Origin of the sequence: Escherichia sp. E4736, assembly GCF_005781225.1 — a bacterium.
Lineage (GTDB): Bacteria > Pseudomonadota > Gammaproteobacteria > Enterobacterales > Enterobacteriaceae > Escherichia.
In genome coordinates, this window is sequence record NZ_VATT01000031.1 from 13,444 (window position 1) to 37,492 (window position 24,049).

The 24,049-nt window shown below is 54.0% G+C and carries 21 protein-coding genes; 13 read left to right on the forward strand and 8 right to left on the reverse strand.

What is annotated here, in order from left to right:
- Window positions 1-45: 45 nt before the first annotated feature.
- Entirely contained in the window at window positions 46-1,305 is a 1,260-nt protein-coding gene (codB, locus tag FEK46_RS18060) for a cytosine permease (RefSeq protein ID WP_000076233.1), read from the forward strand.
- Complete coding sequence (gene codA / locus FEK46_RS18065) at window positions 1,295-2,578, forward strand: cytosine/isoguanine deaminase (protein WP_135560034.1); 1,284 nt, start codon at window positions 1,295-1,297, stop codon at window positions 2,576-2,578. The genes codB and codA overlap by 11 nt, the downstream gene beginning before the upstream one ends.
- Before the next feature lie 120 nt (window positions 2,579-2,698).
- Here the strand turns inward: codA and cynR are convergent, their stop codons facing one another.
- Complete coding sequence (gene cynR / locus FEK46_RS18070; protein ID WP_138194721.1) at window positions 2,699-3,598, reverse strand: transcriptional regulator CynR; 900 nt, start codon at window positions 3,596-3,598, stop codon at window positions 2,699-2,701.
- Between the two features lie 109 nt (window positions 3,599-3,707).
- Here cynR and cynT point away from each other — a divergent pair, with 109 nt between their 5' ends.
- The 3 genes from cynT to cynX are packed head-to-tail and all read left to right on the forward strand — an operon-like array spanning window position 3,708 to window position 6,055.
- The gene (gene cynT, locus FEK46_RS18075; RefSeq protein ID WP_000658642.1) at window positions 3,708-4,367 is read left to right on the forward strand and encodes a carbonic anhydrase CynT; all 660 of its coding nucleotides are present in this window, start codon (window positions 3,708-3,710) and stop codon (window positions 4,365-4,367) included.
- Window positions 4,368-4,397: 30 nt separating this feature from the next.
- On the forward strand, window positions 4,398-4,868 hold the full coding sequence (gene cynS, locus FEK46_RS18080) for a cyanase (protein ID WP_130206125.1): 471 nt from the start codon (window positions 4,398-4,400) through the stop codon (window positions 4,866-4,868).
- Between the two features lie 5 nt (window positions 4,869-4,873).
- Window positions 4,874-6,055, forward strand: coding sequence for a cyanate transporter CynX (cynX, locus tag FEK46_RS18085; RefSeq protein WP_135560033.1), 1,182 nt, complete (start codon window positions 4,874-4,876; stop codon window positions 6,053-6,055).
- 102 nt (window positions 6,056-6,157) lie between these two features.
- Here cynX and lacA read toward each other — a convergent pair whose 3' ends face one another.
- From lacA to FEK46_RS18120, 7 genes are all read right to left on the reverse strand, one after another.
- A complete protein-coding gene (lacA, locus tag FEK46_RS18090) occupies window positions 6,158-6,769 on the reverse strand; it encodes a galactoside O-acetyltransferase (RefSeq protein ID WP_135404476.1) in 612 nt (203 codons plus the stop codon).
- A 65-nt stretch (window positions 6,770-6,834) separates the two neighbouring features.
- The gene (gene lacY, locus FEK46_RS18095; protein WP_130223311.1) at window positions 6,835-8,088 is read right to left on the reverse strand and encodes a lactose permease; all 1,254 of its coding nucleotides are present in this window, start codon (window positions 8,086-8,088) and stop codon (window positions 6,835-6,837) included.
- Between the two features lie 51 nt (window positions 8,089-8,139).
- A complete protein-coding gene (gene lacZ / locus FEK46_RS18100) occupies window positions 8,140-11,214 on the reverse strand; it encodes a beta-galactosidase (RefSeq protein ID WP_135560032.1) in 3,075 nt (1,024 codons plus the stop codon).
- Between the two features lie 122 nt (window positions 11,215-11,336).
- Window positions 11,337-12,419, reverse strand: a complete 1,083-nt coding sequence (lacI, locus tag FEK46_RS18105) for a DNA-binding transcriptional repressor LacI (RefSeq protein ID WP_130206133.1) — start codon at window positions 12,417-12,419, stop codon at window positions 11,337-11,339.
- A gap of 36 nt (window positions 12,420-12,455) precedes the next feature.
- Window positions 12,456-13,409 (reverse strand): GlxA family transcriptional regulator, encoded by a 954-nt coding sequence (locus FEK46_RS18110; RefSeq protein WP_135494329.1) that lies wholly within the window; start codon window positions 13,407-13,409, stop codon window positions 12,456-12,458.
- 19 nt (window positions 13,410-13,428) lie between these two features.
- Entirely contained in the window at window positions 13,429-14,205 is a 777-nt protein-coding gene (locus tag FEK46_RS18115; protein WP_135560031.1) for an MBL fold metallo-hydrolase, read from the reverse strand.
- Window positions 14,206-14,319: 114 nt separating this feature from the next.
- Complete coding sequence (locus FEK46_RS18120; RefSeq protein ID WP_214251108.1) at window positions 14,320-15,153, reverse strand: DNA-binding transcriptional regulator; 834 nt, start codon at window positions 15,151-15,153, stop codon at window positions 14,320-14,322.
- Between the two features lie 191 nt (window positions 15,154-15,344).
- Between FEK46_RS18120 and FEK46_RS18125 the strand changes: the two genes are divergently transcribed.
- From FEK46_RS18125 to FEK46_RS18160, 8 genes are all read left to right on the forward strand, one after another.
- Window positions 15,345-17,009, forward strand: coding sequence for a bifunctional 3-(3-hydroxy-phenyl)propionate/3-hydroxycinnamic acid hydroxylase (locus tag FEK46_RS18125; RefSeq protein WP_135560029.1), 1,665 nt, complete (start codon window positions 15,345-15,347; stop codon window positions 17,007-17,009).
- 1 nt (window position 17,010) lies between these two features.
- Window positions 17,011-17,955, forward strand: coding sequence for a 2,3-dihydroxyphenylpropionate/2,3-dihydroxicinnamic acid 1,2-dioxygenase (gene mhpB, locus FEK46_RS18130; RefSeq protein WP_130206143.1), 945 nt, complete (start codon window positions 17,011-17,013; stop codon window positions 17,953-17,955).
- A 17-nt stretch (window positions 17,956-17,972) separates the two neighbouring features.
- Window positions 17,973-18,839, forward strand: coding sequence for a 2-hydroxy-6-oxonona-2,4-dienedioate hydrolase (gene mhpC / locus FEK46_RS18135; RefSeq protein WP_000121896.1), 867 nt, complete (start codon window positions 17,973-17,975; stop codon window positions 18,837-18,839).
- 9 nt (window positions 18,840-18,848) lie between these two features.
- A complete protein-coding gene (mhpD, locus tag FEK46_RS18140; RefSeq protein WP_130206145.1) occupies window positions 18,849-19,658 on the forward strand; it encodes a 2-keto-4-pentenoate hydratase in 810 nt (269 codons plus the stop codon).
- Entirely contained in the window at window positions 19,655-20,605 is a 951-nt protein-coding gene (gene mhpF / locus FEK46_RS18145) for an acetaldehyde dehydrogenase (RefSeq protein ID WP_000044314.1), read from the forward strand. Before mhpD ends, mhpF begins: the two co-directional genes overlap by 4 nt.
- Window positions 20,602-21,615 (forward strand): 4-hydroxy-2-oxovalerate aldolase, encoded by a 1,014-nt coding sequence (mhpE, locus tag FEK46_RS18150; RefSeq protein ID WP_135560028.1) that lies wholly within the window; start codon window positions 20,602-20,604, stop codon window positions 21,613-21,615. The genes mhpF and mhpE overlap by 4 nt, the downstream gene beginning before the upstream one ends.
- Window positions 21,616-22,131: 516 nt before the next feature.
- Complete coding sequence (gene mhpT, locus FEK46_RS18155) at window positions 22,132-23,343, forward strand: 3-(3-hydroxy-phenyl)propionate transporter MhpT (protein WP_138194719.1); 1,212 nt, start codon at window positions 22,132-22,134, stop codon at window positions 23,341-23,343.
- Window positions 23,344-23,444: 101 nt separating this feature from the next.
- On the forward strand, window positions 23,445-23,984 hold the full coding sequence (locus FEK46_RS18160; protein ID WP_135560025.1) for a DUF2058 domain-containing protein: 540 nt from the start codon (window positions 23,445-23,447) through the stop codon (window positions 23,982-23,984).
- Window positions 23,985-24,049 lie beyond the last annotated feature (65 nt).

Here is a 24,049-nt window from a genome sequence, read left to right on the forward strand (position 1 = left end):
ATGCGGCGGATTTTTTGGGTTTCAAACAGCAAACGGAGGAATTTCGTGTCGCAAGATAACAACTTTAGCCAGGGGCCAGTCCCGCAGTCGGCGCGGAAAGGGGTATTGGCATTGACGTTCGTCATGCTGGGATTAACCTTCTTTTCCGCCAGTATGTGGACCGGCGGCACTCTCGGAACCGGTCTTAGCTATCATGATTTCTTCCTCGCAGTCCTCATCGGTAATCTTCTCCTCGGTATTTACACTTCATTTCTTGGTTACATTGGCGCAAAAACCGGCCTGACCACTCATCTTCTTGCTCGTTTCTCGTTTGGTGTTAAAGGCTCATGGCTGCCTTCACTGCTGCTGGGAGGCACCCAGGTTGGCTGGTTTGGCGTTGGCGTGGCAATGTTTGCCATTCCGGTGGGCAAGGCAACCGGGCTGGATATTAATTTGCTGATTGCCGTCTCCGGTTTACTGATGACCGTCACCGTCTTCTTTGGCATTTCGGCGCTGACGGTTCTTTCGGTGATTGCGGTTCCGGCTATCGCCTGCCTTGGCGGTTATTCCGTGTGGCTGGCCGTTAACGGCATGGGCGGCCTGGACGCATTAAAAGCGGTCGTTCCCGCACAACCGTTAGATTTCAATGTCGCGCTGGCGCTGGTTGTGGGGTCATTTATCAGTGCAGGTACGCTCACCGCTGATTTTGTCCGCTTTGGTCGCAATGCCAAACTGGCGGTGCTGGTGGCGATGGTGGCCTTTTTCCTCGGCAACTCGTTGATGTTTATTTTCGGTGCAGCGGGCGCTGCGGCACTGGGCATGGCAGATATCTCTGATGTGATGATTGCTCAGGGCCTGCTGCTGCCTGCGATTGTGGTGCTGGGGCTGAATATCTGGACCACCAACGATAACGCGCTCTATGCGTCGGGTTTAGGTTTCGCCAACATTACCGGTATGTCGAGCAAAACCCTTTCGGTGATTAACGGTATTATCGGTACGGTCTGCGCATTATGGCTGTATAACAATTTTGTCGGCTGGCTGACCTTCCTTTCGGCAGCTATTCCTCCGGTGGGCGGCGTGATTATCGCCGACTATCTGATGAACCGTCGCCGCTATGAGCACTTTGCGACCACGCGTATGATGAGTGTCAATTGGGTGGCGATTCTGGCTGTCGCGCTGGGGATTGCCGCAGGCCACTGGTTACCGGGAATTGTTCCGGTCAACGCGGTATTAGGTGGCGCGCTGAGCTATCTGATCCTTAACCCGATTTTGAATCGTAAAACGACAGCTGCAATGACGCATGTGGAGGCTAACAGTGTCGAATAACGCTTTACAAACAATTAGTAACGCCCGGTTACCCGGCAAAGAGGGGCTGTGGCAGATTCATCTGCAGGACGGAAAAATCAGCGCCATTGACGCGCAATCCGGTGTGATGCCCATAACTGAAAACAGCCTGGATGCCGAACAAGGTTTAGTTTTACCGCCGTTTGTGGAGCCGCATATTCACCTGGACACCACGCAAACCGCCGGGCAACCGAACTGGAATCAGTCCGGCACGCTGTTTGAAGGCATTGAACGCTGGGCCGAGCGCAAAGCGTTATTAACTCATGACGATGTGAAACAACGCGCCTGGCAAACGCTGAAATGGCAGATTGCCAACGGCATTCAGCATGTGCGTACCCATGTCGATGTTTCGGACGCAACGCTGACTGCGCTGAAAGCAATGCTGGAAGTGAAGCAGGAAGTCGCGCCGTGGATTGATCTGCAAATCGTCGCCTTCCCGCAGGAAGGGATTTTGTCGTATCCCAACGGTGAAGTGTTGCTGGAAGAGGCGTTACGCTTAGGGGCCGACGTAGTGGGGGCGATTCCGCATTTTGAATTTACCCGCGAATATGGCGTGGAGTCGCTGCATAAAACCTTCGCCCTGGCGCAAAAATACGACCGTCTCATCGACGTTCACTGTGACGAGATTGATGACGAACAGTCGCGCTTTGTCGAAACCGTTGCCGCCCTGGCGCACCGTGAAGGCATGGGCGCGCGAGTCACCGCCAGCCACACCACGGCAATGCACTCCTATAACGGGGCGTATACCTCACGCTTGTTCCGCTTGCTGAAAATGTCCGGTATTAACTTTGTCGCCAACCCGCTGGTCAATATTCATCTGCAAGGACGTTTCGATACGTATCCAAAACGTCGCGGCATCACGCGCGTTAAAGAGATGCTGGAGTCCGGCATTAACGTCTGCTTTGGTCACGATGATGTCTTCGATCCGTGGTATCCGCTGGGAACGGCGAATATGCTGCAAGTGCTGCATATGGGGCTGCATGTTTGTCAGTTGATGGGCTACGGGCAAATTAACGATGGCCTGAATTTGATCACCCACCACAGCGCCAGAACGTTGAATTTGCAGGATTATGGCATTGCCGCCGGAAACAGCGCTAACCTGATTATCCTGCCGGCTGAAAATGGGTTTGACGCGCTGCGCCGTCAGGTTCCGGTACGTTATTCGGTACGTGGCGGTAAAGTGATCGCCAGTACACAACCGGCACAAACCACCGTGTATCTGGAGCAGCCAGAAGCCATCGATTACAAACGATAATCGACTGGGTTACAGCGAGCGTAGTTTATGTCGGATGCGGCGTGAACGCCTTGCACTGAACTCGTAGGCCTGATAAGCGTAGCGCATCAGGCAATTCCAGCCGCTGACCTGTGTCAGCGGCTACCGTGATTCATTCCCGCCAACAACCGCGCATTCCTCCAACGCCATGTGCAAAAATGCCTTCGCGGCGGCTGTCTGCCAGCTATTTTTCCGCCGCAACAAAACCGCCGTTCTCTCCAGTAGTGGCGGGGCAAGAGAAATCGCTTTAAGCCCATCATGTTGTGTGGCAATCGCCGCAGGCAGCAAGGTGGAAAGAGAAGTGCGGCGAATCAGCTCCAGAACCGCGCTAATTGAGTTCGCCTCAATTACCACCTGTGGATGCAGCCCCGCTTTCTCGCAGTAGTAGTCAATTTGCTCTCTGGTGGCAAATTCCGCGCTGAGCAGCACCAGTTTTTCATCATGCAAGCGACTCAATGCCACCTGTTCCTGGTCAGCCAGCGGATGATGTTTCGCCACCACCAACGCTAAACTTTCTGTCAGTAAAGGAATTGCCTCCAGCTCCGGCGAATGCACAGGCGCGAAGGCAATCCCAACGTCCAGCTCGTCGCGACAAAGCATATCTTCGATTTTCTCCTGCGACATTTCCTGTAGCTGGAGCGTGATGCCGGGGTAGCGCGCATAGAAATCCGCCATTAAGGGGCCGATAAAGTAGCTCGTAAAGGTGGGGGTGACGGCGATACGCAGCGATCCTCGCGTCAGATCGGCAACATCATGAATCGCCCGTTTACCCGCCCCCAGTTCCTGTAACGCCCGGCTGGCGTACTGTCGCCAGACTTCCCCCGCATCAGTGAGACGAATCGTTCGCCCGCTACGGTCAAACAGCGGCACGCCTAAACTCTCCTCTAACTGGCGAATCTGCTGGGAAAGCGCAGGCTGGGAGACGTGCAACGCACTGGCGGCACGGGTGAAGCTGCCATGTTCAGCCACGGCAAGAAAGTAATTGATATGTCGAGAGAGCATTCGCCAACCTATAAGTAAATCCAATAGAACTCATCATAAATGAGTCTTTTACCTTATGGCAATCGGCGAGTAGTCTGCCTCTCATTCCAGAGACAGACAGAGGTTAACGGTGAAAGAGATTATTGATGGATTCCTTAAATTCCAGCGCGAGGCATTTCCGAAGCGGGAAGCCTTGTTTAAACAGCTGGCGACACAGCAAAGCCCGCGCACACTTTTTATCTCATGCTCCGATAGCCGTCTGGTCCCTGAGCTGGTGACGCAACGTGAGCCCGGCGATCTGTTCGTTATTCGCAATGCGGGCAATATCGTCCCTTCCTACGGACCGGAACCCGGTGGCGTTTCTGCTTCGGTGGAGTATGCCGTCGCTGCGCTTCGGGTATCTGACATTGTGATTTGTGGTCATTCCAACTGTGGCGCGATGACCGCCATTGCCAGCTGTCAGTGCATGGACCATATGCCTGCCGTCTCCCACTGGCTGCGTTATGCCGATTCTGCCCGCGTCGTTAATGAGGCGCGCCCGCATCCCGATTTACCGTCAAAAGCTGCGGCGATGGTACGTGAAAACGTCATTGCTCAGTTGGCTAATTTGCAAACTCATCCATCGGTGCGCCTGGCGCTCGAAGAGGGGCGGATCGCCCTGCACGGCTGGGTCTACGACATTGAAAGCGGCAGCATCGCAGCTTTTGACGGCGCAACCCGCCAGTTTGTGCCACTGGCAGCTAATCCTCGCGTTTGTGCCATACCGCTACGCCAACCGACCGCAGCGTAACCTTATTTTTAAACCATCAGGAGATCCACCATGATTCAGTCGCAAATTAACCGCAATATTCGTCTTGATCTTGCCGATGCCATTTTGCTCAGCAAAGCTAAAAAAGATCTCTCATTTGCCGAGATTGCCGATGGCACCGGTCTGGCAGAAGCCTTCGTAACCGCGGCTTTGCTGGGTCAGCAGGCGCTTCCTGCCGACGCCGCCCGCCTGGTCGGGGCGAAACTGGATCTCGACGAAGACGCCATTCTGTTATTACAAACTGTGCCACTGCGTGGCTGCATTGATGACCGTATTCCAACCGACCCAACGATGTATCGTTTCTATGAAATGTTGCAGGTGTACGGCACAACCCTGAAAGCGTTGGTTCATGAGAAGTTTGGCGATGGCATTATCAGCGCGATTAACTTCAAACTCGACGTTAAGAAAGTGGCGGACCCGGAAGGTGGCGAACGTGCGGTCATCACCTTAGATGGTAAATATCTGCCGACCAAACCGTTCTGACAGTCATGCGCGACCATCAAAAGACGTTCACGATGCTGCTGGTTCTGGTGCTGATTGGTCTTAATATGCGACCACTGCTCACCTCCGTCGGGCCACTGCTACCGCAATTGCGCCAGGCGAGCGGAATGAGCTTTAGCGTGGCTGCCCTGTTGACCGCTCTGCCGGTGGTCACCATGGGCGGGCTGGCACTGGCCGGAAGCTGGCTTCATCAGCATGTCAGTGAACGTCGCAGCGTCGCCATCAGTTTGTTGCTGATTGCCGTCGGTGCATTGATGCGTGAGCTTTACCCCCAAAGTGCGCTGCTGCTTAGCAGCGCACTGCTTGGTGGGGTGGGGATCGGTATCATTCAGGCGGTGATGCCTTCGGTGATTAAACGGCGGTTTCAGCAGCGCACGCCACTGGTGATGGGGCTGTGGTCCGCGGCTCTGATGGGCGGCGGTGGACTTGGTGCCGCCCTGACGCCCTGGTTAGTTCATCACAGCGAAACCTGGTATCAAACACTCGCCTGGTGGGCGCTGCCTGCCGTTGTTGCGCTCTTTGCCTGGTGGTGGCAAAGCGCCCGCGAGGTCGCCTCTTCTCACAAGACAACAACCACTCCGGTTCGCGTGGTATTCACTCCCCGCGCGTGGACGCTGGGCCTTTACTTCGGTCTGATTAACGGTGGTTACGCTAGCCTGATTGCCTGGTTACCCGCTTTCTATATTGAGATTGGTGCCAGCGCGCAGTACAGCGGTTCCTTGCTGGCGTTGATGACGCTTGGGCAAGCCGCAGGGGCATTGCTAATGCCTGCTATGGCTCGCCATCAGGACCGACGCAAACTGTTAATGCTGGCGCTGGTGTTACAACTGGTGGGTTTCTGCGGCTTTATCTGGCTGCCGCTGCAATTGCCGGTATTGTGGGCGATGGTGTGTGGTTTAGGTCTGGGCGGCGCGTTTCCGCTCTGTTTGCTGCTGGCGCTCGACCACTCTGTGCAACCGACTATTGCTGGCAAGCTGGTGGCGTTTATGCAGGGGATTGGTTTTGTCATTGCCGGGCTTGCCCCCTGGTTTTCTGGCGTGCTGCGCAGTATCAGCGGCAATTACCTGATGGACTGGGCGTTTCATGCGCTATGCGTCGTTGGGCTGATGATCATAACCCTGCGCTTTGCACCAGCACGTTTTCCGCAGCTGTGGGTCAAAGAGGCATGATGCGACGCTTGTTCCTGCGCTTTGTTCATGCCGGATGCGGCCTACGTAGATCACTGAATTTGTAGGCCTGATAAGCGAAGCGCATCAGGCAATTTTTATAATTTAAAGTGACGATTCAACTTTGTAATCTTTGTAATAATATTGCTTATCCCGGTCGTTTATTTCGCGAATAACCCGACAAGGAACGCCAGCAGCCACGACGTTTGGTGGAATGTCTTTTGTGACGACACTACCCGCGCCAATAACAGAATTATCCCCGATGGTGACGCCTGGATTAATGACCACATGACTCCCGATCCAGACATTATTGCCAATCGTTATCGGAAAAGAGTACATCTCTCCGTTTTTTCTCAATTCATGGTGTACAGGGTGTCCCGTAACGGAAAGAGTAACGTTGGGTGCAATCAGTACGTTATCACCGATTGTTACCGTGTAGTCATCGACAATGGTTAAATTGAAATTTGCGTAAAAATTGCGGCCTATATGGATATTGGAACCGTAAGAGAAATAGACAGGTGGTTCTATCCAGGCGTTTTCCCCTACTGTGGCAAACATTTCTTTAATCAGGCTTTCCCTTTTTTCAACTTCTGATGGATGCGAGTGATTAAACTCATACATTAACGTTTTCCCACGAAGTCTTTTTTCAGGTAAGCCTTCGCACATATCGGTAAATAGCTTGCCTGCTTTTATTCTTTCGGTCATTGGCATGTTCATTGCGATCATTCCGTCCTGATATGTTGGTCGGATAAGGCGCTCGCGCCCCATCCGACATTAATTGCTTAAGCGACTTCATTCACCTGGCGACGCAGTAGAGAAAGCGGGCCGGGGCCGCTAAGTGTGAACACGGAAATCAAGGTGAAGCCCAGCGCCACCAGACCCAGCACCAGATAAGCGCCCTGGAAACCGATGCTTTCATACATATTGCCCGCCAGTACAGACATAAAAATCATCGCCAGTTGCTTAAAGAAGCAGAAACAGACCAGATAAATCGTCGCTGAAAAACGCACTTCAAACTGGCTGGTAATATATTTAAAGCAGCCCACCAGCAGGAACGGTACTTCAAACATATGCAGCGTTTTCAGAATGACCACTTCCAGCGCTGAAGTGGCGAACGATGAGCCAATAATGCGTACAGACATAATAGTGCCAGCCAGCAGCAGGGCGTTTTTCCCACCGATGCGATTAATAATCAGCGGCGCAAAGAACATAATCGAGGCGTTAAGTAATTCGCCCATTGTCGTTACGTAGCCAAATACCCGCGTACCCTGTTCACTGGAGGTAAAAAACGAAGTAAAGAAATTAGCAAACTGTTGGTCAAAAACATCGTAGGTACAGGAAACGCCAATAACATACAGCGACAAAAACCACAGTTTGGGCTGTCTGAACAATTCCAGTGCCAGCTTAAGGCTAAATGCAGAATGGTTGGCGCCTACGGCATTGGCAACCGTGGCGGAAGAAGGGGCATCCGTTCTGGCAAAAAAGAGCAAAACGGCGAGGATGAGCGCACAGCCAGAACCCAGCCAGAAAACAAACTGGTTATTGATGGTGAACATGATGCCGACAATCGAGGCACACAGCGCCCAGCCAACACAGCCAAACATCCGCGCACGACCAAATTCGAAATTACTGCGACGGCTGACTTTCTCGATAAATGCCTCTACTGCTGGCGCACCGGCGTTAAAACAAAAGCCAAGATAAATGCCACCAACAATCGAGCCTACTAGAATGTTGTATTGTAACAGTGGCCCGAAGATAAAAATAAAGAACGGCGCAAACATCACTAACATGCCGGTAATAATCCATAGCAGGTATTTGCGCAGCCCGAGTTTGTCAGAAAGCAGACCAAACAGTGGTTGAAATAACAGGGAGAACAGAGAAATAGCGGCAAAAATTATTCCGGTATCACTTTTGCTGATATGGTTGATGTCATGTAGCCAAATCGGGAAAAACGGGAAATAGGCACCCATGATAAAAAAGTAAAAGAAAAAGAATAAGCCGAACATCCAAAAGTTTGTGTTTTTTAAATAGAACATAATGGATTTCCTTACGCTAAATACGGGCAGACATAGCCTGCCCGGTTATTATTATTTTTGGCACCAGATCAACTGGTAATGATAGCGACCTGCGCTCAGCTGAAATTCTGCCGACACTGACGGGCTCCAGGAGTCGTCGCCACCAATCCCCATATGGAAACCGTCGATATTCAGCCAGGTGCCTTCTTCCGCGTGCAGCAGATGGCGATGACTGGTTTCCATCAGTTGTTGTTGGCTGTAGCGGCTGATATTGAACTGGAAGTCGCCGCGCCACTGGTGTGGGCCATAATTCAATTCGCGCGTCCCGCAGCGCAGACCGTTTTCGCTCGGGAAAACGTACGGGGTATACATGTCTGACAATGGCAGATCCCAGCGGTCAAAACAGGCTGCAGTAAGGCGGTCGGGATAGTTTTCTTGCGGCCCTAATCCGAGCCAGTTTACCCGCTCTGCTACCTGCGCCAGCTGGCAGGTCAGGCCAATCCGCGCCGGATGCGGCGTATCGCTCGCCACTTCAACATCCACACTGATGACCATATCACCGTGTCCATCAATCCGGTAAGTTTTCCGGCTGATAAATAAGGTTTTCCCCTGATGCTGCCACGCGTGGGCGGTCGTAATCAGCACCGCGTCGGCAAGTGTATCTGCCGAGCACTGCAACAACGCCGCTTCGGCCTGGTAATGGCCCGCCGCCTTCCAGCGTTCGACCCAGGCGTTCGGATCAATACGCGTTGCTTCACTTACGCCAATGTCGTTATCCAGCGGCGCACGGGTGAACTGATCGCGCAGCGGCGTCAGCAGTTGTTTTTCATCGCCAATCCACATCTGTGAAAGAAAGCCTGACTGGCGGTTAAATTGCCAACGCTTGTTACCCAGCTCGATGCAAAAATCCGTTTCGCTGGTGGTCAGTTGCGGGATGGCGTGGGACGCGTAGGGGAGTGTCACGCTGAGGTTTTCCGCCAGTCGCCATTGTTGCCAGGCGCTGATGTGTCCGGCTTCTGACCATGCGGTCGCGTTCGGTTGCACTACGCGTACCGTGAGCCAGAGTTGCCCGGCGTTCTCCGGCTGCGGTAGTTCAGGCAGTTCAATCAACTGTTTACCTTGTGGGGCGACATCCAGAGGCACTTCACCGCTTGCCAGCGGCTTGCCATCTAGCGCCACCGACCAGTGCAGTAGCTCGTTATCGCTATGACGGAACAGGTATTCGCTGGTCACTTCGATGGTTCGCCCGGATAAACGGAACTGGAAAAACTGCTGCTGGTGTTTTGCTTCTGTCAGAGCCGGATGCGGCGTGCGGTCGGCAAAGACCAGACCGTTCATACAGAACTGGCGATCGTTTGGCGTATCGCCAAAATCACCGCCGTAAGCCGACCACGGGTTTCCGTTTTCATCATATTTAATCAGCGACTGATCCACCCAGTCCCAGACAAAGCCGCCCTGTAAACGGGGGTACTGACGAAATGCCTGCCAGTATTTAGCGAAGCCGCCAAGACTGTTACCCATCGCGTGGGCGTATTCGCAAAGGATCAGCGGGCGCGTCTCTCCAGGCAGTGAAAGCCATTTTTTGATGGACCATTTCGGCACAGCCGGGAAGGGCTGGTCTTCATCCACGCGCGCGTACATCGGGCAAATAATATCGGTGGCCGTGGTGTCGGCCCCGCCGCCTTCATACTGTACCGGGCGGGAAGGATCGACAGATTTGATCCAGCGATACAGCGCGTCGTGATTAGCGCCGTGGCCTGATTCATTCCCCAGCGACCAGATGATTACACTCGGGTGATTACGATCGCGCTGCACCATCCGCGTTACGCGTTCGCTCATCGCAGGTAACCAGTGCGGATCATCCGTCAGTCGATTCATCGGCACCATGCCGTGGGTTTCAATATTGGCTTCATCCACCACATACAGGCCATAGCGGTCGCACAGCGTGTACCACAGCGGATGGTTCGGATAATGCGAACAGCGCACGGCGTTAAAGTTGTTCTGCTTCATCAGCTGGATATCCTGCACCATCGTCTGCTCATCCATGACCTGACCATGCAGAGGATGATGCTCGTGACGGTTAACGCCGCGAATCAGCAACGGCTTGCCGTTCAGCAGCAGCAGGCCATTTTCAATCCGCACCTCGCGGAAACCGACATCGCAGGCTTCTGCTTCAATCAGCGTGCCGTCGGCGGTGTGCAGTTCAACCACCGCACGATAGAGATTCGGGAGTTCGGCGCTCCACAGCGCCGGGTTTTCGACGTTCAGACGTAGCGTGACGCGATCGCTATAACCACCACGTTCATCGATAATTTCGCCGCCGAAAGGTGCGGTGCCGCTGGCGACCTGCGTTTCACCCTGCCATAAAGAAACTGTTATCCGCAGCTCATCGCGCAGTTCGCCGTACATCTGAACTTCTGCCTCCAGTACAGCGCGGCTGAAAACATCATTAAAGTGAGTGGCAACATGGAAATCGCTGATTTGTGTGGTCGGTTTGTGCAGTAACGAGACGTCACGGAAAATGCCGCTCATTCGCCACATATCCTGATCTTCCAGATAGCTACCGTCACTCCAGCGCAGCACCATCACCGCGAGGCGGTTTTCTCCGGCGCGTAAAAATTCGCTCAGGTCAAATTCAGACGGCAAACGACTGTCCTGGCCGTAACCGACCCAGCGCCCGTTGCACCACAGATGAAACGCCGAGTTAACGCCATCAAAAATAATTCGCGTCTGGCCTTCCTGTAGCCAGCTTTCATCAACATTAAATGTGAGCGAGTAACAGCCTGTCGGATTTTCTGCGGGAACAAATGGCGGATTGACCGCAATGGGATAGGTCACGTTGGTGTAGATGGGCGCGTCGTAACCGTGCATCTGCCAGTTTGAGGGGACGACGACAGTATCGGCGTCAGGAAGATCGCTCTCGAGCCAGCTTTCCGGCACCGCTTCTGGTGCCGGAAACCAGGCAAATTGCCACTCACCATTCAGGCTGCGCAACTGTCGGGAAGGGCTATCGGCGCGGGCTTCTTCGCTATTACGCCAGCTGGCGAAAGGGGGATGCGCCGCAAGGCGATTAAGTTGGGTAACGCCAGGGTTTTCCCAGTCACGACGTTGTAATACGACGGCCAGTGAATCCGTAATCATGGTCATAGCTGTATCCTGTGTGAAATTGTTATCCGCTCACAATTTCACACAACATACGAGCCTGACGCATAGAGTGTAAAGCCTGGGGGGCCTAATGAGTGAGCTGACTCACATTAATTGCGTTGCGCTCACTGTCCGCTTTCCAGACGGGAAATTTGCCTTGCCAGCTGCATTAATGAATCGGCCAACGCGCGGGGAGAGGCGGTTTGCGTATTGGGTGGCAGGGTGGTTTTTCTTTTCACCAGTGAGACGGGCAGTAGCTGATTTCCCTTCACCGCCTGCCCCTGAGAGAGTTGCAGCAAGCGGTCTACGCTGGTTTGCCCCAGCAGACGAAAATCCTGTTTGATGGTGGTTAACGGCGGGATATAACACGAGCTGTCCTCGGTATCGTCGTATCCCACTACCGAGATATCCGCGCCGACGCGCAGCCCGAACTCGGTAATGGCGCGCATTGCGCCCAACGCCATCTGATCGTTGGCAACCAGCATCGCGGTGGGAATAACGCCCTCATTCAGCATCTGCATGGTTTGTTGAAAACCGGACATGGCGCTCCAGTCGCCTTCCAGTTCCGCTATTGGCTGAATTTGATGGTGTTTGAGATATTTGTGCCAGCCCGCCAGACGCAGACGCGCGGAGACAGAACTTAATGGGCCTGCTAACAGCGCGATTTGCTGGTGACCTAATGCGACCAGATGATCCACGCCAAGCCGCGTACCGTCTACATGGGAAAAAATAATACTGTTGATGGGGGCCTGGTCAGAGACATCAAGGAATAACGCTGGCACGTTACCACAGGCGGCTTCCACAGCAATGGCATCTTGTTCATCCAGCGGATAGTTGATGATCAGACCGCTCACGCGTTGCGCGAGAAGATTGTGTACCGCCGCTTTACAGGCATCGACGCCGCTTCGTTCTACCATCGACACCACCACGCTGGCACCCAGTTGGTCGGCGCGAGATTTTATCGCCGCGACAATTTGTGACGGCGCGTGCAGGGCCAGGCTGGAGGTAGCAACGCCAATCAGCAACGACTGTTTGCCCGCCAGTTGTTGTGCCACGCGGTTGGGAATGTAATTCAGCTCCGCCATTGCCGCTTCCACTTTTTCCCGCGTTTTCGCAGAAACGTGGCTGGCCTGATTTACCACGCGGGAAACGGTCTGATAAGAGACACCGGCATACTCTGCGACATCGTATAGCGTTACTGGTTTCACATTCACCACCCTGAATTCACTTTCTTCCGGGCGCTATCATGCCATACCACGGAAGGTTTTTCGCCATTCGGCGGGGCTGACGCCGAAGTGAGATTTAAAATGCTGACGCCAGGTCACAGGTGAGAGAAAACCCACCTCAGCCGCTATCCTCTCAACGGGCAACTGACTGGTTTCCAACAGTTCCTGGCTACGGCGTAAGCGTTCAGTGATGAGCCATTCGGCGATACTCGAACCGGTCGCTTTCATAAAATGACGGGTTAGCGTGCGGCGACTCATCATTACTCGCTGCGCCAGCGAGTCGAGATCATGCTGTTGCGCAATGTTTTGCCGCAGGTAATCCAGCAGGAGGTTAATGCGTTCATCATGGGTATTTTTCGGCACCGGTTGCTCTATAAACTGCGCCTGACCGCCGGTGCGATATGGCGGTACGACCATCCGTCGGGCAATATGGTTAGCATAGTCGCTGCCAAAATGTTGCCGAACAATATACAAACAGCAATCCAGCGCCGCGGCAGTACCGGCAGAGGTAATAATACCGTCATCGTCTACATACAACGCGTTAATATCCAGATATGTTTGTGGAAAACGTGCCTGAAATTCACGCTCGAACTCCCAGTGCGTGGCAGCACGCTTATTGTTCAGTAAACCTGCATAGCCGAGCACAAACGTGCCCAGGCAAAGCCCGACAATCTGTGCGCCGTTATCCCGTGCGGTCGTTAAGGCTTTCAGCAGCTTTTGTGGCGGTTTTTGTGTAATTGTTCCCCAGTAAGGAATTATCACAATATCCGCCTGGATGACTGCGGTATAGTCATGGGTGGCAGTTACGGAAAACCCATCGGCAGAGTCCACGTTTCCCAGATTTTCAGCGCAGATAATTACGTGAAAGCGTTTTTTCTCCGCCATTTTTTCGCTAAACACGATAAACGGTACGGAAAGGTGAAAAGGGCTAAAACCGGCAACGGCGATAATGGCAACAGTTAGCGGGCGCATAACACTCTTTATCTCCGAATTAGAATGTCAACGTTTCACCATCTTCTGGTACGTTCACAAATTCGATAATTTGATTATCTCTGGCGTATTCCTTGAGCGCATCACGCGTCAGCAAACAGTGGTTTACGGCCTCCATATGTGTCGCGACAATTTGCGCTTCTGGCAGGGTAAAATGTGCTTTGAGAATATCTTCTGCTTCCATAATTATCGCGCCATGCCCCAGAACATGCGCAAATCCGGCATTCAACACAACCACTTCTGGTTGGAAAGTTAGCATTGTAGCCTCGACGTCGTCACGCCAGAGGGTATCGCCAGCCAGATAGAGCGTTTTCTCTGTCGGGTGCTGGAAAACAACGCCGCAGGCTGCGCCTAAACGCTTCGCCATAGCCGGGTCGGCATAGGTGCGATCGGAGCCGTGTTGCCCTGTCGTTTTATGCAGAGTTATATCACCAAATTTAGTCTCGTCGGTAAGTACGGTAAGATGCGTAAATCCTTGTTTATGCAGTGATTCAGCATCTTGCTCATTTTGCACATAAATCAGTTTATCTTTGGGGACGACGCGGGAGGCTGTTTCGTCCCAGTGATCTTCATGCAAATGAGTCACGATTAGGGCGTCAACGTTGAGTAACGTTGTTAAATCGCACGGTAATTCTACCGTTGGATTGCGGATTTCTGCGCGTGCAGTTCCGGCAAAACCCGGATAACTTCCTTTAGGCGCGAGTAACGGGTCGATAAGAAATGTTTTGCCAGCGTATTGGATAATTTGGGTGGCATTACGAATTTGAGTAATTTTCATGATTTGCTCCACATCACAGTATTGATGTCATTAGCGTAGCGTGCAGCCCGTACTGTGCATGTGGGCAAATGGGCGAATAACGATGAGAATGGGCCAAATTACACATTGACGTCGCTAGCGCAAATGCACGCCACTTCGCCGTCCGGCCACCAGAATAGCCTGCGATTCCACCCCTTCTTCAATCTGTTTTGCTACCCGTTGCAGCGCCGGAAGATGTTTTTCTGCCGCCTGTTCAATGGTCATCGCACTGGCCATATACACCAGATTCAAACAGCCAATCACCCGTTGTTCACTGCGCAGCGGTACGGCAATGGAGGCGATCTTCTCCTCCTGATCCCAGCCGCGGTAGTTCTGTCCGTAACCTTCTTTGCGTGCACGCGCCAGAATGGCTTCCAGCTTTAACGGTTCCCGTGCCAGTTGATAGTCATCACCGGGGCGGGCGGCTAACATTTCGATTAATGCCTGGCGTTCTTGTTCCGGGCAAAAGGCCAGCCAGGTCAGGCCCGAGGCGGTTTTCAGGAGCGGTAAACGCCGCCCGACCATTGCCCGGTGAAAGGATAATCGACTGAAACGGTGAGTGGTTTCGCGTACCACCATTGCATCAACATCCAGCGTGGAAACATCTGTCGGCCACACCACTTCGCGCAATAGATCGCCCAGCAGCGGGGCCGCCAGCGCAGAAATCCACTGTTCGTCACGAAACCCTTCGCTTAATTGCCGCACTTTGATGGTCAGACGAAAACTGTCATCGGAGGTACTGCGCCGGACATATCCCTCTTCCAGTAACGTCTCCAGCAGTCGCCGCACAGTGGTGCGATGCAGACCGCTGAGTTCCGCCAGCAGCCCGACGCTGGCACCGCCGTCAAGTTTATTTAACATATTTAATAACATTAGACCGCGGGTTAATCCGCGCACGGTTTTGTATTCCGTCTGCTCATCGTTCTGCATATTAATTGACATTTCTATAGTTAAAACAACGTTGTGCACCTGGTGCACATTCGGGCATGTTTTGATTGTAGCCGAAAACCCCCTTCCTATACTGAGCGAACAATAAAAAATAATTTACATGTTTTTAACAAAATGCCGTTGCGCTGTACTGTGCGCGCAACGGCATTTTGTCCGAGTCGTGAGGTACTGAAATGGCAATACAACACCCTGACATCCAGCCTGCTGTTAACCATAACGTTCAGGTGGCGATCGCTGGTGCCGGTCCGGTCGGGCTGATGATGGCGAACTATCTCGGCCAGATGGGCATTGACGTGCTGGTGGTGGAGAAACTCGATAAGTTGATCGACTACCCGCGTGCGATTGGTATTGATGACGAGGCGCTGCGCACCATGCAGTCGGTTGGCCTGGTCGATAATGTTCTGCCGCACACTACGCCGTGGCATGCGATGCGTTTTCTCACCCCAAAAGGCCGCTGTTTTGCTGATATTCAGCCAATGACCGATGAATTTGGCTGGCCGCGCCGTAACGCCTTTATTCAGCCGCAGGTCGATGCGGTGATGCTGGAAGGGTTGTCGCGTTTTCCGAATGTACGCTGCTTGTTTTCCCGCGAGCTGGAGGCCTTCAGCCAGCAAAATGACGAAGTGACCTTGCACCTGAAAACGGCTGAAGGGCAGCGGGAAACGGTCAAAGCCCAGTGGCTGGTGGCCTGTGATGGTGGGGCAAGTTTTGTCCGTCGCACCCTGAATGTGCCGTTTGAAGGTAAAACCGCGCCAAATCAGTGGATTGTGGTAGATATAGCCAACGATCCGTTAAGTACGCCGCATATCTATTTGTGTTGCGATCCAGTGCGCCCGTATGTTTCTGCCGCGCTGCCTCATGCGGTTCGTCGCTTTGAATTTATGGTGATGCCGGGAGAAACCGAGGAACAGCTGCGTGAGCCGCAAAATATGCGCAAGCTGTTAAGCAAAGTGCTGCCTAATCCGGACAATGTTGAATTGATTCGCCAGCGTGTCTACACCCACAACGCGCGACTGGCGCAACGTTTTCGTATTGATCGCGTACTGCTGGCGGGCGATGCCGCGCACATCATGCCGGTGTGGCAGGGGCAGGGCTATAACAGCGGTATGCGCGACGCCTTTAACCTCGCCTGGAAGCTGGCGTTGGTTATCCAGGGGAAAGCCCGCGATGCGCTACTCGATACCTATCAACAAGAACGTCGCGATCACGCCAAAGCGATGATTGACCTGTCCGTGACCGCGGGCAACGTGCTGGCTCCGCCGAAACGCTGGCAGGGTACGTTACGTGACGGCGTTTCCTGGCTACTGAATTATCTGCCGCCAGTAAAACGCTACTTCCTCGAAATGCGCTTCAAGCCGATGCCGCAATATTACGGCGGTGCGCTGGTGCGTGAGGGCGAAGCGAAGCACTCTCCGGTCGGCAAGATGTTTATTCAGCCGAAAGTCACGCTGGAAAACGGCGACGTGACGCTGCTCGATAACGCGATCGGCGCGAACTTCGCGGTAATTGGCTGGGGATGCAATCCACTGTGGGGAATGAGCAACGAGCAAATCCAGCAGTGGCGTGCGTTGGGCACACGCTTCATTCAGGTGGTGCCGGAAGTGCAAATTCATACCGCACAGGATAATCACGACGGCGTGCTACGCGTGGGCGATACGCAAGGTCGTCTGCGTAGCTGGTTTGCGCAACACAATGCTTCGCTGGTGGTGATGCGCCCGGATCGCTTTGTTGCCGCCATCGCCATTCCGCAAACCCTGGGCAAGGCCCTGAATAAACTGGCGTCGGTGATGACGCTGACCCGCCCTGATGCCGACGTTTCTGTCGAAAAGGTAGCCTGATATGCACGCTTATCTTCACTGTCTTTCCCACTCGCCGCTGGTGGGGTATGTCGACCCGGCGCAAGAGGTGCTCGATGAGGTCAATGGTGTGATTGCCAGCGCCCGCGAGCGTATTGCGGCTTTCTCCCCTGAACTGGTGGTGCTGTTTGCGCCAGATCACTACAACGGTTTTTTCTATGACGTGATGCCGCCGTTCTGTTTAGGCGTTGGGGCGACGGCAATTGGTGATTTCGGCAGTGCGGCAGGAGAGCTGCCCGTGCCTGTGGAGCTGGCGGAGTCCTGTGCGCATGCCGTCATGAAGAGCGGGATCGATCTTGCCGTTTCTTACTGTATGCAGGTGGATCACGGTTTTGCCCAGCCGCTGGAGTTCCTGCTTGGCGGGCTGGATAAAGTGCCAGTTCTACCTGTGTTCATCAACGGTGTCGCCACGCCGTTGCCCGGTTTCCAGCGTACCCGCATGTTGGGTGAAGCCATTGGACGTTTCACCAGCACTCTCAATAAACGCGTGCTGTTCCTTGGGTCCGGTGGGCTTTCCCATCAGCCGCCGGTGCCCGAACTGGCGAAAGCCGATGCCCATATGCGCGACCGTTTGTTGGGGAGCGGGAAAGATTTACCCGCCAGTGAACGCGAATTGCGTCAGCAACGGGTGATTAGCGCCGCTGAGAAGTTTGTTGAGGATCAGAGAACTCTGCATCCGCTCAACCCGATTTGGGATAACCAGTTCATGACTTTGCTGGAGCAGGGACGCATACAGGAACTGGATGCCGTCAGTAACGAAGAGCTTTCCGCCATTGCCGGAAAGTCGACACATGAAATCAAAACCTGGGTCGCCGCTTTTGCCGCTATTTCTGCGTTTGGCAACTGGCGTAGCGAAGGGCGTTATTACCGCCCAATCCCGGAGTGGATTGCCGGATTTGGCTCGTTAAGCGCCAGAACAGAGAACTGAATATGCAGGAGAAGATGATGAGTTATCAGCCACAAACCGAAGCCGCCACCAGCCGTTTTCTGAATGTAGAAGAAGCGGGTAAAACGCTGCGCATCCATTTTAATGACTGTGGACAAGGCGACGAAACCGTTGTCCTGCTGCACGGTTCCGGCCCGGGTGCTACGGGCTGGGCGAACTTCAGCCGCAATATCGATCCGCTGGTAGAGGCGGGCTATCGAGTGATCCTGTTGGATTGTCCGGGCTGGGGTAAGAGCGATTCGATCGTTAATAGTGGTTCGCGATCGGATCTTAATGCACGAATCCTGAAAAGCGTGGTGGATCAACTGGATATCGCCAAAATCCACTTGCTGGGCAACTCGATGGGCGGCCACAGTTCTGTGGCGTTCACCCTTAACTGGCCGGAGCGCGTCGGCAAATTGGTGCTGATGGGCGGCGGTACGGGCGGAATGAGTTTGTTTACGCCAATGCCAACCGAAGGTATTAAGCGACTGAATCAGCTTTATCGTCAGCCGACTATCGAAAACCTGAAGCTGATGATGGATATCTTCGTTTTTGATACCAGCGATTTGACCGACGCCCTGTTTGAAGCGCGCCTGAATAATATGCTGTCGCGCCGCGATCACCTGGAAAACTTCGTTAAGAGCCTGGAAGCTAATCCGAAACAGTTCCCGGATTTTGGCCCACGTCTGGCGGAAATCAAAGCGCAAACCCTGATTGTCTGGGGGCGCAACGACCGCTTTGTGCCGATGGATGCGGGGCTGCGTCTACTGTCCGGCATTGCCGGTTCTGAACTGCATATCTTCCGCGACTGTGGTCACTGGGCGCAGTGGGAACATGCCGACGCTTTCAATCAACTGGTGCTGAATTTCCTCGCACGTGCTTAAGGAATGGTCATGACGAAGCATACTCTTGAGCAACTGGCGGCGGATTTACGCCGCGCCGCAGAGCAGGGCGAAGCGATTGCGCCGCTGCGCGATCTGATTGGTATTGAAAACGCGAAAGCCGCCTACGCCATTCAGCGCATCAATGTGCAACATGACGTCGCTCAGGGACGGCGAGTGGTGGGGCGCAAAGTGGGACTGACGCATCCGAAAGTGCAACAACAACTGGGCGTTGATCAACCGGATTTTGGGACGTTATTTGCCGACATGTGTTATGGCGATAATGAAACCATTCCTTTTTCCCGCGTCTTGCAACCCCGCATTGAAGCGGAGATCGCACTGGTTTTGAACCGCGATTTGCCCGCGACCGATACCACGTTTAACGAACTGTATAACGCCATTGAATGGGTACTTCCGGCGCTGGAAGTGGTGGGTAGCCGCATTCGCGACTGGTCGATTCAGTTTGTCGATACCGTCGCAGATAACGCCTCCTGCGGGGTGTATGTCATCGGCGGTCCGGCGCAACGTCCGGCGGGGTTAGACCTGAAAAACTGCGCCATGAAGATGACGCGTAATAACGAAGAGGTTTCCAGCGGGCGCGGCAGCGAATGCCTGGGACATCCGCTTAACGCCGCCGTCTGGCTGGCACGCAAAATGGCCAGCCTGGGTCAACCGCTGCGCGCCGGAGATATCATTCTTACCGGGGCATTAGGTCCGATGGTGGCGGTGAATGCGGGCGATCGTTTTGAAGCCCATATTGAAGGCATAGGTTCAGTTGCTGCGACATTTTCAAGCGCAGCCCCAAAAGGAAGTCTGTCATGAGTAAGCGTAAAGTCGCCATTATCGGTTCTGGCAATATTGGCACCGATCTGATGATTAAAATTTTGCGTCACGGTCAGCATCTGGAGATGGCGGTGATGGTCGGCATTGATCCTCAGTCCGACGGTCTGGCGCGTGCCAGACGTATGGGTGTCGCCACTACCCATGAAGGGGTGATCGGACTGATGAACATGCCTGAATTTGCTGATATCGACATTGTATTTGATGCGACCAGCGCGGGCGCGCATGTGAAAAACGATGCCGCTTTGCGCGAAGCGAAACCGGATATTCGCTTAATTGACCTGACGCCTGCTGCCATCGGCCCTTACTGCGTGCCGGTGGTTAACCTCGAGGCGAACGTCGATCAACTGAACGTCAACATGGTCACCTGCGGCGGCCAGGCCACCATTCCAATGGTGGCGGCGGTTTCACGCGTGGCGCGTGTTCATTACGCCGAAATTATCGCTTCTATCGCCAGTAAATCTGCCGGACCTGGCACGCGTGCCAATATCGATGAATTTACGGAAACCACTTCGCGCGCCATTGAAGTGGTGGGCGGTGCGGCAAAAGGGAAGGCGATTATCGTGCTTAACCCAGCAGAGCCACCGTTGATGATGCGTGACACGGTGTATGTATTGAGCGACGAAGCTTCACAAGATGATATCGAAGCCTCAATCAATGAAATGGCTGAGGCGGTGCAGGCTTACGTACCGGGATATCGCCTGAAACAGCGCGTGCAGTTTGAAGTTATCCCGCAGGATAAACCGGTTAATTTGCCGGGCGTGGGGCAGTTCTCCGGGCTGAAAACGGCGGTCTGGCTGGAAGTCGAAGGCGCAGCGCATTATCTGCCTGCCTATGCGGGCAACCTCGACATTATGACTTCCAGTGCGCTGGCGACAGCGGAAAAAATGGCCCAGTCACTGGCGCGCAAGGCAGGAGAAGCGGCATGAACGGTAAAAAACTTTATATCTCGGACGTCACGTTGCGTGACGGTATGCACGCCATTCGTCATCAGTATTCGCTGGAAAATGTCCGCCAGATTGCCAAAGCACTGGATGATGCTCGCGTGGATTCGATTGAAGTGGCCCACGGCGACGGTTTGCAGGGTTCCAGCTTTAACTATGGTTTCGGCGCACATAGCGACCTTGAATGGATTGAAGCGGCGGCGGATGTGGTGAAGCACGCCAAAATCGCGACGTTGTTGCTGCCAGGAATCGGCACTATTCACGATCTGAAAAATGCCTGGCAGGCTGGCGCGCGGGTGGTTCGTGTGGCAACGCACTGTACCGAAGCAGATGTTTCTGCCCAGCATATTCAGTATGCCCGCGAGCTCGGAATGGACACCGTTGGTTTTCTGATGATGAGCCATATGACCACGCCGGAAAATCTCGCGAAGCAGGCAAAGCTGATGGAAGGCTACGGTGCGACCTGTATTTATGTGGTGGATTCTGGCGGTGCGATGAACATGAGCGATATCCGCGACCGTTTCCGCGCCCTGAAAGCAGTGCTGAAACCAGAAACGCAAACCGGCATGCATGCTCACCATAACCTGAGTCTTGGCGTGGCGAACTCTATCGCGGCGGTGGAAGAGGGCTGTGACCGAATCGACGCCAGCCTGGCGGGGATGGGCGCGGGTGCAGGTAACGCGCCGCTGGAAGTGTTTATTGCCGCCGCGGATAAACTGGGCTGGCAGCATGGGACCGATCTCTATGCGTTAATGGATGCCGCTGACGACCTGGTGCGTCCGTTGCAGGATCGTCCGGTACGAGTCGATCGCGAAACGCTGGCGTTGGGATACGCTGGTGTTTACTCCAGCTTCCTGCGTCACTGTGAAACGGCAGCGACGCGTTATGGCTTAAGCGCGGTGGATATTCTCGTTGAGCTGGGCAAACGCCGGATGGTTGGCGGCCAGGAGGATATGATCGTCGACGTGGCGCTGGATCTGAGCAATAACAAATAATGATGACTGCCGAGAACGTGCATTTTGTATGCCCATCCCAGGCATGATAAGACGCGCCAGCGTCGCATCAGGCATCTGCGCACGACTGTCGGATGCGGCGTGAACGCCTTATCAGGCCTACGGATGGCGCGGGAATTTGTAGGCCTGATAAGACGCGTCAGCTTCGCATCAGGCATCTGCGCACGCCTGCCGGATGCGGCGTAAACGCCTTATCCGGCCTACGGATGGCGAGGGAATTTGTAGGCCTGATAAGACGCGTCAGCTTCGCATCAGGCATCTGCGCACGCCTGCCGGATGCGGTGTAAACGTCTTGTCCTGCCTACATTTCGCCCGCAGGCGGTAGGCCTGATAAGACGCGCCAGCGTCGCATCAGGCGTCTGCGCACAACTGCCGGATGCGGTGTAAACGTCTTGTCCTGCCTACATTTCGCCCGTAGGCAGTCATTAAATGGTTCTGATTACGCGGCTGGCAATGTATCAGCCGCGATTCACCTGTACTCACAACGAGGTTCATCTTATGTCGACTCGTCTCCCTTCATCATCTTCATCCCGCCTGATGCTGACCATCGGGCTTTGTTTTTTGGTCGCTCTGATGGAAGGACTGGATCTTCAGGCGGCTGGCATTGCGGCGGGTGGCATCGCCCAGGCTTTCGCACTCGATAAAATGCAAATGGGTTGGATATTCAGCGCCGGAATACTCGGTTTGCTACCCGGCGCGTTGGTTGGCGGAATGCTGGCGGACCGTTATGGTCGCAAGCGCATTTTGATTGGCTCAGTTGCGCTGTTTGGTTTGTTCTCACTGGCAACGGCGATTGCCTGGGATTTCCCCTCACTGGTCTTTGCGCGGCTGATGACCGGTGTCGGGCTGGGGGCGGCGTTGCCGAATCTTATCGCCCTGACGTCTGAAGCCGCGGGTCCACGTTTTCGTGGGACGGCAGTGAGCCTGATGTATTGCGGTGTTCCCATTGGCGCGGCGCTGGCGGCGACACTGGGTTTCGCGGGGGCAAACTTAGCCTGGCAAACGGTGTTTTGGGTAGGTGGTGTGGTGCCGTTGATTCTGGTGCCGCTATTAATGCGCTGGCTGCCGGAGTCGGCGGTTTTCGCTGGCGAAAAACAGGCTGCGCCACCACTGCGTGCGTTATTTGCGCCAGAAACGGCCACCGCGACGCTGCTGCTGTGGTTGTGTTATTTCTTCACTCTGCTGGTGGTCTACATGTTGATCAACTGGCTGCCGCTGCTTTTGGTGGAGCAAGGATTCCAGCCATCGCAGGCGGCAGGGGTGATGTTTGCACTGCAAATGGGGGCGGCGAGCGGGACGTTAATGTTGGGCGCATTGATGGATAAGCTGCGCCCAGTAACCATGTCACTACTGATTTATAGCGGCATGTTAGCTTCGCTGCTGGCGCTGGGAACGGTGTCGTCATTTAACGGTATGTTGCTGGCGGGATTTGTCGCGGGGTTGTTTGCGACAGGTGGGCAAAGCGTTTTGTATGCCCTGGCACCGTTGTTTTACAGTTCGCAGATCCGCGCAACAGGTGTGGGAACAGCCGTGGCGGTTGGGCGTCTGGGGGCTATGAGCGGCCCATTGCTGGCCGGGAAAATGCTGGCATTAGGCACTGGCACGGTTGGGGTAATGGCCGCTTCTGCGCCGGGTATCCTTGTTGCAGGGGGGGCGGTGTTTATTTTGATGAGCCGGAGATCACGAATGCAGCCGTGCGCCGATGCCTGACGCGCCTTATTAAGCAGGGGCGAAAGGGACTTGCCCTCAATACACCTACGGCGTTTACAGGTATACTCGCTAAAAATTATTCAGCGGGTTTGGAAACAAAGATGGCAAAACTTACCTTACAAGAGCAGTTGCTCAAAGCAGGATTAGTCACCAGCAAAAAAGCGGCGAAGGTCGAGAGAACGGCGAAAAAATCGCGCGTTCAGGCGCGTGAAGCTCGGGCGGCGGTAGAAGAAAATAAAAAGGCACAGCTTGAGCGTGATAAACAGCTTAGCGAGCAACAAAAACAAGCGGCGTTGGCGAAAGAATATAAAGCCCAAGTGAAGCAGCTTATTGAAATGAACCGAATCACCATTGCCAATGGCGATATTGGTTTTAACTTTACCGATGGTAATCTGATTAAGAAGATTTTTGTCGATAAGTTCACGCAAGCGCAGTTGATTAATGGTCGTCTGGCGATTGCCCGCTTGTTGGTCGATAACAATAGCGAAGGTGAATACGCCATTATTCCCGCCAGCGTTGCCGATAAAATTGCTCAGCGCGATGCCAGCAGTATTGTGTTGCATAGTGCACTCAGCGCCGAAGAGCAGAATGAAGATGATCCGTATGCCGACTTCAAAGTGCCTGATGATTTGATGTGGTAAACATAGATAAGCCGTGCGCAGATGCCTGATGCGACGCTTTGCGCGTCTTATCAGGCCTACGGTTT